The organism is Bacillus sp. z26, from assembly GCF_058313635.1.
The window spans coordinates 308,771-322,801 of the sequence record NZ_JBZFQM010000001.1 but is presented as its reverse complement, the minus strand read 5'-3'; the positions used below and the strand labels follow the sequence as shown (position 1 = coordinate 322,801).

General features: G+C 37.8%; 13 protein-coding genes and 1 pseudogene. All 14 read left to right on the top strand.

Translation table 11 applies throughout. From position 1 onward, the window contains the following. The 14 genes and pseudogenes from ypeB (at window position 1) to AC4G3K_RS01435 (ending at window position 13,867) form a co-directional block, all read left to right on the top strand. Window positions 1-1,362, top strand: coding sequence for a germination protein YpeB (gene ypeB, locus AC4G3K_RS01500; protein ID WP_491132221.1), 1,362 nt, complete (start codon window positions 1-3; stop codon window positions 1,360-1,362). A 121-nt stretch (window positions 1,363-1,483) separates the two neighbouring features. Beyond that, on the top strand, window positions 1,484-2,143 hold the full coding sequence (locus AC4G3K_RS01495) for a flagellar brake protein (protein WP_491075516.1): 660 nt from the start codon (window positions 1,484-1,486) through the stop codon (window positions 2,141-2,143). Window positions 2,144-2,190: 47 nt separating this feature from the next. Beyond that, a complete protein-coding gene (locus AC4G3K_RS01490) occupies window positions 2,191-2,370 on the top strand; it encodes a DUF5359 family protein (RefSeq protein WP_491075515.1) in 180 nt (59 codons plus the stop codon). Window positions 2,371-2,500: 130 nt separating this feature from the next. Further along, window positions 2,501-3,181, top strand: coding sequence for a (d)CMP kinase (gene cmk / locus AC4G3K_RS01485; protein ID WP_491075514.1), 681 nt, complete (start codon window positions 2,501-2,503; stop codon window positions 3,179-3,181). Beyond that, entirely contained in the window at window positions 3,178-3,759 is a 582-nt protein-coding gene (locus AC4G3K_RS01480) for a lysophospholipid acyltransferase family protein (RefSeq protein ID WP_491132220.1), read from the top strand. Before cmk ends, AC4G3K_RS01480 begins: the two co-directional genes overlap by 4 nt. Before the next feature lie 141 nt (window positions 3,760-3,900). Next, window positions 3,901-5,040 (top strand): 30S ribosomal protein S1, encoded by a 1,140-nt coding sequence (rpsA, locus tag AC4G3K_RS01475; protein ID WP_491132219.1) that lies wholly within the window; start codon window positions 3,901-3,903, stop codon window positions 5,038-5,040. Between the two features lie 332 nt (window positions 5,041-5,372). Then, window positions 5,373-6,126 (top strand): annotated as a pseudogene (locus AC4G3K_RS01470) (transposase). A gap of 804 nt (window positions 6,127-6,930) precedes the next feature. Continuing rightward, complete coding sequence (locus AC4G3K_RS01465; protein ID WP_491132217.1) at window positions 6,931-7,557, top strand: YphA family membrane protein; 627 nt, start codon at window positions 6,931-6,933, stop codon at window positions 7,555-7,557. A 313-nt stretch (window positions 7,558-7,870) separates the two neighbouring features. Beyond that, on the top strand, window positions 7,871-9,181 hold the full coding sequence (gene der / locus AC4G3K_RS01460) for a ribosome biogenesis GTPase Der (RefSeq protein WP_491075510.1): 1,311 nt from the start codon (window positions 7,871-7,873) through the stop codon (window positions 9,179-9,181). A gap of 21 nt (window positions 9,182-9,202) precedes the next feature. After that, window positions 9,203-10,237 carry an NAD(P)H-dependent glycerol-3-phosphate dehydrogenase gene (locus tag AC4G3K_RS01455; RefSeq protein ID WP_491075509.1) on the top strand — a complete coding sequence of 345 codons (1,035 nt, stop codon included), beginning with the start codon at window positions 9,203-9,205 and terminating at the stop codon, window positions 10,235-10,237. Between the two features lie 261 nt (window positions 10,238-10,498). Next, entirely contained in the window at window positions 10,499-10,699 is a 201-nt protein-coding gene (locus tag AC4G3K_RS01450) for a DUF2768 domain-containing protein (protein WP_491132216.1), read from the top strand. 4 nt (window positions 10,700-10,703) lie between these two features. Next, entirely contained in the window at window positions 10,704-11,435 is a 732-nt protein-coding gene (locus tag AC4G3K_RS01445; protein ID WP_491075507.1) for a YphF family lipoprotein, read from the top strand. Between the two features lie 269 nt (window positions 11,436-11,704). Further along, window positions 11,705-13,183: a stage IV sporulation protein A gene (gene spoIVA / locus AC4G3K_RS01440; protein WP_491075506.1), complete on the top strand. Its 1,479-nt coding sequence runs from the start codon at window positions 11,705-11,707 to the stop codon at window positions 13,181-13,183. Window positions 13,184-13,594: 411 nt separating this feature from the next. Next, window positions 13,595-13,867 carry an HU family DNA-binding protein gene (locus AC4G3K_RS01435; protein ID WP_491076226.1) on the top strand — a complete coding sequence of 91 codons (273 nt, stop codon included), beginning with the start codon at window positions 13,595-13,597 and terminating at the stop codon, window positions 13,865-13,867. Window positions 13,868-14,031: the final 164 nt, after the last annotated feature.

The following is a 14,031-nucleotide window of genomic DNA, read 5'->3' as shown; positions in this document are numbered from 1 at the left end:
ATGTTAAAAAATATCGTGATTGCTGTATTGGTAATCGGTTTAGCCGGAACAGCATACTGGGCATACCAGGATCATCAAGAGAAAATAGCTATCATGAATCAACACGAAAATAATTATCAACGTGCCTTTAATGACCTAAACTATCAAATAGATGTTTTAAATGATAAAATCGGGACCACATTGGCTATGGATACAAAAGATTCTTTGTCACCTGCATTGGCTGAGGTTTGGAGATTAACAAATGAAGCGCATAATAATGTGGGCCAATTGCCCTTAACTTTAATGCCATTTCATGAAACTGAAAAATTTTTAACAAATATCGGTGATTTTGCCTATAAGACAGCTGTGCGGGATTTGGATAAAAGCCCTTTATCTGATGAGGAATATAATACGCTAAAATCTTTATATAGCGATGCAACAAATATAAGAGATGAACTAAGAGGTGTACAAAGCAAAATCATTAATAATGATTTACGGTGGATGGACGTGGAAACAGCTTTGGCGGATACTAACGATGACAGTCAAAAGGATAACCAAGTCATTGATGGGCTTAAAACCATGGAGAAAAATGTTAAGTCCTTTGGACAAAAGAGTGAATATGGCCCCACATTCACATCTCTACAAGAAAAAGATATCAATTATAAAAATTTACCTGGAAAAGAAATAACCCGTAAGGAAGCGATTGAACGGGCAAAGAAATATACGGGTGTTTCCAATGTGAAAACGGCAAATGTAACTGAAAACAAGGATGGTTCAAAATATGATTTTTACCATGTTAATCTTAAAGAAGCGTCTTCGGGTGATACGATTGGAATTGATCTTACCAAGAAAGGTGGTTATCCAATCTATATTATTAATGACCGCCAGGTATCTGATGCTAAACTAAGCTTAAACGATGGTTATAAGAAAGCCCTTCAATATTTGAATAAGATGGGTTTTGAGAATATGGAATTATTTGAGAGCACGCAATACAGTGATGTTGGTGTTTATACATTTGTGACAGTTAAAAATCAAGTGAGAATTTATCCTGAAGCGGTCCGTATTAAAGTAGCACTGGATAATGGGGATATTATCGGTTTGGGATCTGAGGATTATCTTCAAAATCTTAATAAAGAAAGAAAAGTGAGCAAACCAACTATAACAGAAAAAGAAGCTGAGGAGAAACTCAGTGGAAAAGTAAAAATCATGGAGAAAAGGCTTGCTGTTATCACAAATAATTTATATGAAGATGTCTTGTGCTATGAGTTTATGGGAACGGTTGGAAATGATACGTTCCGAATCTTTATTAACGCAGAGAACGGTCATGAAGAAAAAGTCGAAAAAATGCATGAAGCCAGTAAAGTATACGATAAGGTATCCTAATAAAAATAATATGGGAAAAGGCAGAAAACAGCCTTTTCCTTTTTTGTATTCTCTGTCATAATGGTACATAAGTCCTTGTTTGGAATATTCTTACACACGGCGGAGGGGAAACATTTTTATTATGCTTACAATCGGAATGACCATAATTCTTGAAAAAAGCGAATCTGATCAACCGGAAACATATAGATGCAGATTGATGGATATAAGAGAAGGGGTTCTTTATATTGACTACCCTGTTAATATACATACGAATAGAATAGATTATTTAATAAATGGAACGCATCTAAAAGGAACATTCGTAGGAAAAGATCAAAATACCTACATGTTTACTACTAAAATTGAGGGGAGAGTCAGGGAAAATATCCCACTGCTCCTTTTAAATTATCCGGGCGATGAATCTTTACAGAAAATCCAGCGCAGAGAATACGTGCGCGTTAGTTTATCTGCAAATGTAAATGTCGAACCTATAAATGATGAATTTGAGCCATTTACGGCACTTACCACGGATATAAGTGCGGGCGGAGCGGCAATCACAGTTCCTCAGAATATCAAGATAAATACTCAAACAAACTTATTATTGCATTTTATTTTTGAAATGAAAAATAGAGACGTACATGAATTGCCGATCCAGGTAAAAGTGAAAAGAATAGTCGATGTCTATAATAATAGAAAAAAAGTATCTGTTGAATTCGTAGATGTTACAGAAACAGATAGACAAATTTTGCTGCGTTATTGTTTTGAGAGACAGTTGGAGAAAAGAAACCGGGTTATGGTGGATTAAAAATATATTACAGGGGCAAACTCTTATGTAAGAGGAGGTTGTTCCAGGTGAAGACGATTGAACGATTTATTAAGAAAATGGTCCTCATACAACTTTTATTTTTATTATTTTTTCAGCTTGTTTTTCACCGTGAACATACCTTTACGCAATGGAAATCACTCGTGAGATATGAAGGAGTTCTCGAAAATAATTATACTGAGATAGTGGAAACTATTTCAAATAAATAAATAGGCAGTATTCTTAAGACAAAGTCATGACTGCTTTGTCTCGTTTTTTTTACGTTTATTAATTCTTTATATAAAGGAAAGCTGTGTTAAAATAGTCATGAAAACTTTTGTATACAACAAGGAGGAACCAATGAATAAAAAATTATCTATTGCTATTGATGGCCCTGCTGCTGCAGGTAAAAGCACAGTAGCGAAAATCATTGCAAGAAGGTTAACATACATATATATAGATACCGGTGCAATGTACAGAGCTCTTACCTATAAGGCATTAAAAAATGAAATAGACCCCAATGATGGGTCAGCTCTTTTTGATTTATTAATGTCGACTGATATCCAACTACAGAATAATGAACATGGCCAGGATGTATTGGTCGATGGAGTGATCGTAACTGATGATATCAGAACACCGAATGTGACTAGAAATGTTTCTGCTGTTTCTCAACATAAATTGGTTCGAGAAGAAATGGTTCGACGCCAGCAGGACCTGTCTGAACAAGGCGGCGTTGTCATGGATGGACGTGACATTGGTACTCAGGTTATGCCAAATGCCGAGGTCAAAATATTTTTGCTTGCAAGCGTGGATGAGCGGGCTAAGAGAAGACATGATGAAAATCTATCAAAAGGGTTTGAATCTGATATAGAGCAATTAAAACTTGATATTGCAGCCAGAGATAAATTTGATTCCGAAAGAGAAGTATCTCCTTTGAAAAAGGCAGCAGATGCAATTGAACTTGATACAACAAGCCTTTCAATTGATGATGTTGTAGATGCTATTATGAAAATAGCGGAAGAGAAAGGAGTATATGAATGACATTTTATAGATTCGCCAGGGGCGTTGTTAAGGTCGCTCTAACTCCATTGTACCGTGTTACAGTATCAGGGAAAGAACATATACCAGAAACAGGTGGTGTTTTATTATGCTCTAATCATATAAGTGAATTAGATCCCCCTGTTGTAGGGATGTCTTGCCCACGGGATGTACATTTTATTGCAAAAGAAGAGCTGTTTAATTTGCCTGTTCTTAATAAAATTTTGCCGCATGTTCATGCAATACCGATTAAAAGAGGTATGAGTGATCGTAATGCATTGCGAAAGGGGTTGGGTACCCTAAAAGATGGACATGTGCTGGGTTTATTCCCGGAAGGTACTCGCAGCAGAACAGGAGAATTAGGCGAGGGTCTGGCAGGTGCTGGTTTTTTTGCATTGAGAACGGATGCCCAAGTGATCCCATGTGCAGTAATTGGTACTTATAAGCCATTTTCTAAAACAAGAGTGGTTTTTGGACCGCCGATATCAATGGAGGAATTTCGCAGTAAGAAAGCCTCCCCTGAAGAAGTGACAAAAGTCATAATGGCAAAGATAAAAGAGCTAATTGATCAAAACCGATAAATTTCCTGCTTGACAAATAGTGGAAAGTATAAGAAGTTAGAAAAAAGGAATTATTTTGAATATTGTTTAATAATCGTTCAAAAGTGGTATTGAATATAAATTGAAAACTATTTGAAGCCGTGATTGTTAGGAGGAGTACATATGACAGAGGATATGAAAAATATTGATGTTACTGAATTTAATGTTGGCCAACGAGTGCAAGGGGTTGTATCTAAGGTTGAAGAAAAACAAGTTGTCATTGAAGTTAAAGATAGCAAACATGACGGTATTGTCCCAATCAGTGAACTCTCCAGTTTACACGTCGAAAAGGCATCAGATGTAGTGAAAGAAGGAGATGAGCTTGAGTTTGAGATTATTAAAGTCGAAGATGAAGCTCTGATTCTATCAAAAAGAAAAGTGGATGCGGAAAATGCTTGGGGAGATTTGATTATTTCATTTGAAAAAGGTGAAATAATTGAAACCGAGGTTAAAGACGTCGTTAAAGGCGGACTTGTGGTTGACTTGGGAGTGCGCGGATTTGTGCCAGCTTCACTTGTCGAAGATTATTTCGTAGAGGATTTTTCTGATTATAAAGGCAAAACGTTAGCGTTTAAGATTGTAGAACTCGAACAGGAGAAAAATCGGTTAATCCTTTCACACAGAGATGTTGTTCGTGATGAAAAAGAAAAGAAAAAAATGGGAGTGCTCGAAACTTTACAAGCTGGTCAAGTTCTTGAAGGAACAGTTCAACGACTTACAGATTTCGGTGCATTTGTAGATATTGGCGGTATTGACGGCTTGGTCCATGTTTCCCAACTTTCTCATGAACATGTGGACAAGCCATCTGATGTCATCTCAGAAGGAGATACTGTCAAAGTGAAGATTTTATCCATTGACCGTGACAGTGAAAGAGTATCCTTATCGATTAAAGAAACATTGCCTGGACCATGGTCAGATATTACTGACAAAGCTAAAAAAGGCAGTGTTCTTGAAGGAACAGTTAAACGGCTCGTATCTTATGGTGCGTTTGTTGAGGTGTATCCAGGTGTAGAAGGTTTGGTGCATATCTCTCAAATTTCCCATAAACACATTGGCACTCCGCATGAGGTTTTATCCGAAGGGGATGTTATTAATGTTAAAGTACTTGATGTGAATGAGGATGAACACAGATTATCTCTCAGCATCAAGGAACTGGAGGAAAACGCGGCTGCCGAAATGGAAAACTACGTAATGCCTGAAGAATCGAAGGGTTTCCAATTGGGTGAAATGATTGGTGAACAATTAAAGAATTTGAAAAAATAATGTTGAGGCGGACCAATAAGGTCCGCCTCAGACTGTAGACAAATCCCTTAATTTTTTAGGGGCCTTGTCTACAGTTTTTTTGTTTTGGATATTCTTTCCTATTCGGTTAACGCTATTTTCTACAGAATGGGCTCGCTTTCCGCGGGCAAGCATCAAGCCTCCTCGCGCTCTGCGCTGCGGGGTCTCGATATGCTTGTTTTTCCCGCAGGAGTCTCTCCCATTCTGCAGAAAATAGGATACTGTATATATGAGTTTCCACGGTATAAGACAGAAATTCTCTGTGTTTTTTTGTATACTATAGGTAACTATTATTTACCAAGGTGATGATGAGAATGTTAACCAAACATACGCAAATGAATCGTGAACAGGTAGAGATGATCACGTTAGAACACCTTGGACCGGAAAACCACTTGGTTCGTAAAGTGGAAGCCGCCATCGATTTTTCGTTCATCTATCCACTTGTCGAGGATAAATATTCTGCGGAACGTGGTCGCCCAAGTATCGATCCGGTCGTATTAATTAAAATGACGTTCATTCAATATATGTTCGGCATTCGGTCTATGCGTAAAACCATTGAGGAGATTGAAACCAACCTGGCCTATCGTTAGTTTCTTGGATTTGGATTCCATGATAAGGTTCCTCACTTCTCTCCCTTCGGTAAAAACTATGAACGCCGATTTTAAGATACGGATTTATTTGAACAGATTTTCTATCAGATTTTAAAACAGGCAGCTGACAAGAAATTAATCAGTAGTGAACATGTATTTGTTGATTCGACTCATGTAAAAGCCAGTGCGAGGACAGTCCACTTCTTTCTCAGTGTACACAAAGTCAAAATCATTAGAAATTCATTCACCGTCATGTGTGGGGAGACGATATGGAAGAGGCCGAACATCCTCGTCACACTGATGAGAATAAAATGATATATGCCAAACGCAAAAAACGATTGAACGTGTCTTTGCGGATGCGAAAGAAAAGCATGGAATGCGATCGACGACTTTAAGGGGACTTAAAAAATTGTCCATGCAGGCGATGCTTACTTTCGCCGCCATGAACTTGAAGAAGAAGGCCAATTGGACGTGGTAAAGTACAAAAATGGAATAGAGAAGGATCGGTCTATCCCTTCGTGAAAAAGTAAAAAAAATAAAGAAGGAATTCAGAACTGGGCTCCTATAGAGCCATTCTGAATTCCTTTTGTCTACAATCTGCGAGGCTAGGACATAAGTATTTCAGTCAATGATAAATCTGAACTATTAGTTGATATTTTAATAAATATTTCGCATAATAGCTCGGATTTTATTTGTTTTCAATAGGTTGGTTACTACTGTATACCATTATTAAGCTTAGTGGAATTTCGCTGCAGCCACCGACTCCTGCGGGAAGTAGAGGAAAGGCTGAGACCTGAGCAAGGCGTAGTCGAGGAGGCTCAGCTTCCTCCCCGCGGAAAGCGAGTGGAGTAAGCGCGCAATGGAACGAACTTTTCTTCCAACTTCACTCTTTAATAAGTAACAAAGCCGATAAATTAGATATCATTCGTCTTTTCAGGGTCGTTTATAAGTTATGTGCCAGCCTCTTTTGTTTTTACATAAATTGATTGAAAAATCAACCTTTGAGATCATCTTGTATTCATGGAAGGGATTAGGCAACCTATGTAAATGACTGATTATGTAGTAAATAAATCGATCTACACCCTGAATTAGCTCTTTCTGTAGTTTACATACTATCGTTTGAATTTCTCTCCTTGTCATGGCTACCCTCCCTCAAGGTAAGTATCCACCCATTCTTTCTGACCTCAATAAGGCTTCAGAGCAGTCGTACGAGTAAAAATTTCCCGAAATTAGATTTGTTTAAAAAAATAGAAAGTTGGCATACTGGCTAAGGGAGGTTTTTATGCATGAAGGTTATTTATTTTTTGGATTGATGTGGCTTGGTTGTTGGTACTTTGTTTTTATTTCAGATGAAACGATTGAAGTAAGACGCAGAGGGTTGATTAGGCAATTAGGGGGTATTTGCTTTGCCGGACTTTCAATCCATGTGTTTTTAATGGATGTTAATTTATTTATCTTTGCAGGTCTCCTTTGGTCTGTCTATCAATGGAGTAATTGGACTAATAAAGAACTACTCAAAGGTGCTGCAGCGAGTATTTGTATAACGATCGCTCTTATTTGTATAAGAATTTTTGCGATTCTCTATCCGGTATGGTTTATAGTAAACTGGATTTTTATTGCTGCTCCATTGTTGGTTAGCCTCAGTATAAGCTTAATTCACGCCACCAAACGAGTCAGTATTTTAAATAGTGGGATTATTTTTGGAGAAGCGATGTTTTCAGTTATTATATATATGCAAGGATTCCCTATCAAGGATATCGTATCCTTTGAATCACTCGACCTTTTGTTGCTTACGCTTACGATTACTTTCTTTTTTGATAGAGCTCAATTACATTATGCAGGGAGAATGTCAAAGAGGAAGATTTTTCATCAGCAACAGATAGGGATAAAAGGAAAGGGAATCAGGTAATAAAGGTAATAATTTTTTTATTAAGCTGATTTTATGAAGAAAAGGTATTAGAATTAATCTTCTAATACAAGTAATGAAAACGGCAAAAAAGAGAAATATCCCATCTATGTTCAAATTTTAAGCTAATATTGGAGATAAATATTACGGAAGAGTTGTTACTTTGCCAAACGTTTGCTATCATAATATAGTTAGACCCTTCTTTATGATTAAGAAGGGTTCTTTTTTCATAGTATATAAATACATTAAACATGCTAACAATTCAGTGAAACATAAAACAGGAATGTAGCTAGGATAGATGAAAGGGTGAACGACCATGCCAAAACCAGTTGTAGCCATAGTGGGCAGGCCGAACGTAGGTAAATCTACAATTTTCAATCGAATTGTAGGGGAAAGAATATCGATCGTAGAAGATGTAGCCGGAGTAACCAGAGATAGAATTTATAGTTCCGGTGATTGGTTAAATCATGAATTTAATATTATTGATACAGGTGGTATTGATATAGGGGACGAACCTTTTCTGGAACAAATTCGTCAACAGGCAGAGATTGCGATTGATGAAGCAGATGTCATTATCTTTATGACGAGTGGCAGAGAAGGATTAACTTCAGCTGATGAGGAAGTAGCAAAAATCCTCTATCGCTCAAAAAAACCGGTGGTAGTAGCTGTAAATAAAGTGGATAACTTTGAAATGCGTAATCTAATTTATGATTTTTATGCATTGGGATTTGGGGAACCCATTCCTATTTCAGGTTCTCATGGAATAGGAATCGGAGATTTGTTAGATGCCGTTGTACAGAGTTTCCCTGATCATCAAGCACCTGATTATGATGAAGATGTTATTAAATTCAGCTTGATTGGTAGACCAAATGTAGGGAAGTCTTCACTAGTTAATGCTATTTTAGGTGAAGAGCGCGTTATTGTAAGTAATATAGCAGGTACCACTAGGGACGCTGTCGATTCCCCTTATAAATATAATGGCGACGATTATGTCATTATTGATACCGCAGGAATGCGGAAAAAAGGAAAGGTGTACGAGAGCACAGAGAAATACAGTGTATTACGTGCTTTACGGGCTATTGAACGCTCGGATGTTGTCCTCGTCGTTCTCGATGGTGAAGAAGGAATTATTGAGCAGGATAAAAAAATTGCCGGATATGCCCATCAGGCAGGACGAGCTATTGTCATTGTTGTGAACAAATGGGATGCAGTTGAGAAAGATGATAAAACTATGAAGAAATTTGAAGAGAAAATCAGAGCTGAATTCCAGTTCCTAGACTATGCTCCGATTGTCTTCTTATCTGCGAAAACGAAGCAACGTATTCATACCTTGCTCCCAATGATTAATATGACCAGCGAAAACCACGCACAGCGTGTTCAAACGAATGTGCTGAATGATGTTATAATGGATGCAATAGCGATGAATCCAACGCCGACCCATAATGGTAAAAGGCTAAAAGTATACTATGCTACACAAGTAGCAGTCAAACCGCCATCCTTTGTTGTCTTTGTTAATGATCCGGAATTAATGCATTTCTCGTATGAGCGTTTCTTAGAAAATAAAATTAGAGATGCATTTGGATTTGAAGGAACACCTATAAAAATATTTTCCAGATTACGTAAATAATTTTTTTAGGGAGTGGAGTTTATGCAACAAACAGTCACCATTTTAGGAGCAGGTTCATGGGGAACGGCACTTGGAATTGTCCTTGCGGATAACGGACACACCGTGAAAATATGGGGACATGAGGTAGCTCATGTCAATGAAATCAATCGTGAACAGGCGAATATTCGATATTTACCTGATGTGAAACTGCCTTCTGCTATTAAGGCTTATCATGATTTGGAAGAGGCCCTGTCTGGCTCGGAAGTTATTGTTTTTGCTATACCGACTAAAGCAATTCGTGAAGTAGCCCGCAAGGTTAAGGCTATTGTCAATGATAAAGTGACAATGGTGCATGTTAGTAAAGGAATAGAACCAGATAGCCTAATGCGTATTTCCGAGATGCTTGAAGAAGAAATCTCTGATATCACAAGAGATATTATTGTTCTTTCCGGACCTAGCCATGCTGAAGAAGTTAGCAGAAGGATTCCTACGACTGTAACGGTAGCTTCTAAAAATATGGAGGCAGCAGTGCGTATACAGGATTTATTTATGAACCAAAATTTCCGTGTTTATACAAACCAGGATTTAGTTGGTGTAGAGATTGGCGGGGCTTTGAAAAATATTATTGCCTTGGCGGCTGGGATTACGGATGGCCTTGGTTATGGAGATAATGCCAAGGCAGCTTTAATGACTCGCGGCCTTGCAGAAATTACGCGACTTGGTGTAAAGATGGGTGCAAATCCATTAACGTTCCTGGGATTAACAGGTATTGGCGATCTCATTGTTACATGTACAAGCGTCCATTCAAGAAACTGGCGTGCTGGTAACTTGCTTGGGAAAGGCAAAAATCTGGATGAGGTTCTTGAAAGTATGGGAATGGTTGTTGAAGGCGTTAGAACGACGAAGGCGGCATATCAATTATCAGAAAAATACCAAGTTAAGATGCCAATCGCATCTGCTTTGTACGGTGTCCTGTTTAATGGCAAGGATATTAAAACCGAGGTAGATGAACTAATGACAAGAAGCAAGAAACACGAAATGGAAGACTTAACGGATATGATGGTTAACAATCAATAATCCGTTAAATTGTTATAAAAATAGGCATTTGTTACTTGCTGAGATGTACAGTTAAACATAGTATATTAAATGACTGAACCAGCAAATAACCAGTCTTAAGTCCATATATTTAGTCCAAGATGGAAGTTTGGGTACAGGATACCTAAGCTTCCGTTTTTGTTTTCTTTCCGGTATATTATGGGTTATAATAGCAAAGGTTGAAAAAATACCATTATTTATAAAAAGATGGTATCATAATTGTCGGAAGAGGGGGGCCAAATTTTGAGTTTAGCAATGCAAAAAATGTGGGTTTCGATTGCGGGAATGGGGTTAATGGCAATCGCGGTATTTGCCATCTATTTAAGCAGGTATAAATTTAAGGGAGTATTGAAATATCTGTTGGCCACTGTTGCCTATGTATCTATGTTTATTGCTGCCCTTATTATGATTATTATTGTTGTGAGTGGTCCTACAAATGGGTAACAGGATGAGGAAGAAAATACAAAAGATGTCCGGCCTTTTATTGATACTTTGTACGGTTATCCTTCTATCCGGATGTTTATATCCGGAGGAAAATAAACAACAAAACCAAGTCCCTTATGAAGAACAGGTCGAATCTGTCCAAAAAGCAGTATTAGAATATCGGGAAGATAACAGTGGCCGTCTGTTGCCGATTAAGACCAAAGATCAGGATACGCCTTATTATATGAAATACATAATTGATTTTAAAAAATTAGTCCCTAAGTATATGGCTGAAATACCTGGGAATGCGTATGAAAATGGCGGGATTTTTCAATATACCCTAATTAATGAAGAAACCAATCCGACTGTCAGGCTAATTGATTTAAGATTGGCGGAGACTTTGCGAGAAACAAAATTACAAATACAATCTCAGGGATATCCAGCTTTTGATGAAAAAATCGGTCCGAATGTCTATACTCTAAATTATGAAAATATGGGATTTGAAAAGGAACCTACCGTCAAAAGTCCGTTCACGGGAAATGCCTTACATTTTGTTTTAGGTGAAGATGGAGAATTATATATTGATTATACTCCGGATTTATATGATTTACTTATTGATCGTTCGGCGGATTTAACAGAGGGTGAAGATATAAGGGATGAGTTAGTGAAAAATAATCTCTTTGTGCCTGCATATTCACAGCCTTATACATGGGATCAAAAAGCAAATAAACCTGTCTTTATGGCAATTGAGGAATAACCTTGCTTATACAAAATATATTTGTATAAGTAAGGTTTTTTTTAATCCCAGTAATTAATCTTAATTCAAGCTTTTTTGTGGACATCCGTATTGGTGATTATCGTTTGATGGAGATAAATGAGCTGTCGGGCTTTTACATAAATGGAGAGGAGAGAAAAAATTAGTCATAAATCTAATAGAACATCGCATAAATATATAGTGTCCAAGTTTATAAGAATATCCATAATTGCGTATATGTACTCATATATGAGGAAGCGGGAGGGGATCTCTTGGAAAGGGTCGATATATTTAAGGATATAGCCGAGAGAACCGGCGGCGATATATATTTGGGAGTTGTCGGAGCCGTTCGGACGGGTAAATCTACATTTATAAAGAAATTTATGGAGTTGGTCGTGCTTCCTGGAATGCAAAGTGAGGCTGAAAAAGCACGTACGATTGATGAATTGCCTCAAAGTGCAGCAGGAAGGACAATTATGACAACTGAACCTAAATTTGTACCGAATCAGGCAGCTCAGGTACAAGTAGATGAAGGGTTAGAAGTCAATATTCGGATGGTTGACTGTGTAGGGTACACCGTTCCTGGGGCAAAAGGATATGAGGATGAGAATGGTCCCAGGATGATTCATACGCCTTGGTATGAAGAGCCCATACCATTCCATGAAGCTGCTGAAATTGGCACGCGTAAGGTCATACAGGACCATTCTACAATTGGTGTAGTGGTTACGACAGATGGGTCGATTGGTGAGATACCGCGTTTTGACTATGTAGAAGCTGAGGAAAGGGTGGTGGAAGAGCTTAAAGAAGTTGGGAAACCGTTTATTATGGTTATAAATACGGTGAATCCAAATCATCCAGATACAGAGGTTTTACGCTCCAAACTTCAGGAAAAATATGACATACCTGTGCTGGCGATAAGCGTTGAGAGCATGCGGGAGGGGGATGTATTAAATGTCCTTCGTGAAGCATTGTTCGAATTCCCGGTTTTAGAAGTGAATGTAAATTTACCAAGATGGGTAATGGTTCTTAATGAAACTCATTGGCTCAGAGCCTCCTATCAGGATGCAATCAGAGAAACAGTCCAGGATATTAAGAGGCTCAGAGATGTTGATCGCCTCGTTCATCTGTTTGAAGAGTATGAGTTTGTCGCTCATGCCTCACTGGCTGGAATTGAAATGGGTCAGGGGGTAGCAGAAATTGATTTATCAGCTCCTGATGAATTATATGACCAGGTCCTGAAAGAGATTGTGGGTGTAGAAATTCGAGGAAAGGATCATTTGCTGGAATTAATGCAGGATTTTGCCTACGCTAAAGCAGAATATGACCAGGTATCCGATGCCCTTAAAATGGTTAAGCAAACTGGTTATGGAGTAGCTGCACCATCTCTTGCAGATATGAGTCTGGATGAACCGGAAATCATCCGTCAGGGATCCAGGTTTGGAGTCAGGCTGAAAGCAGTGGCGCCATCCATTCATATGATTAAGGTAGATGTTGAATCTGAGTTTGCCCCGATTATTGGAACAGAAAAACAAAGTGAAGAATTGGTGCGTTATTTAATGCAGGATTTTGAGGAGAATCCATTGAGCATTTGGAATTCAGAAATTTTTGGGCGCAGCTTATCTTCGTTGGTTCGTGAGGGAATTCAGGCAAAATTAACTTTGATGCCGGAAAATGCTCGATATAAATTAAAGGAAACACTTGAAAGGATCATTAATGAAGGATCCGGCGGTTTGATCGCCATTATTCTTTAAACGGTGCAGCAGAGGTTTACGGTCCATTATGGATAAGTAATCCTCTGTTTTTTTTTTGTTAAAATATCGACAAATGAGCTATATTTTATGTTGTCTTAACTTTCAAAAAACACCTCAATTATGAAGATATGGCAATAAAAACAGGAAAATAACCTACATTATTCGAATAAATGCCTGTAAATTCGCTAATTTACTTGATATGGTCTAGGGATTATGATAATCTTTTATCAGAAATCAAGTTCAAAGCAAAAACCCTTATATATCAATGTTTATCAAAGGTTTTTTATGTTAAATATGATTAATGACAAAATATTGCAAGTTTTTGTTTTGACTGATGGAAACATATTTCATTACGACTTATAAAAGTAAATGAAGTAGAATGGAAGCATACTTTGGGAGGAGGTGAATGGCATGAACAAAACAGAATTAATCAACGCTGTTGCTGAAGCTAGCGAACTTTCCAAAAAGGACGCAACTAAAGCAGTTGACGCAGTGTTCGAATCCATTTTAGAAGCTCTTAAAAATGGTGATAAAGTACAATTAATTGGTTTCGGTAACTTTGAAGTTCGTGAACGTGCAGCCCGTAAAGGACGCAACCCACAAACTGGTGAGGAAATTGAAATCGCTGCTAGCAAAGTACCTGCATTCAAACCAGGGAAAGCACTTAAAGACGCTGTTAAGTAATCCGTACATACGCTTATTACTTAAATGAGCGCTATACGCACATAGAGAGTCATTACCATCAACAGTGGTAATGACTCTTTTTCTATTATAAAGTCCATAATACATGGCTCAGCGATTAAAATGTGCTACTATGGATATAGTTGAATTTAGGTATAGCAATGGGA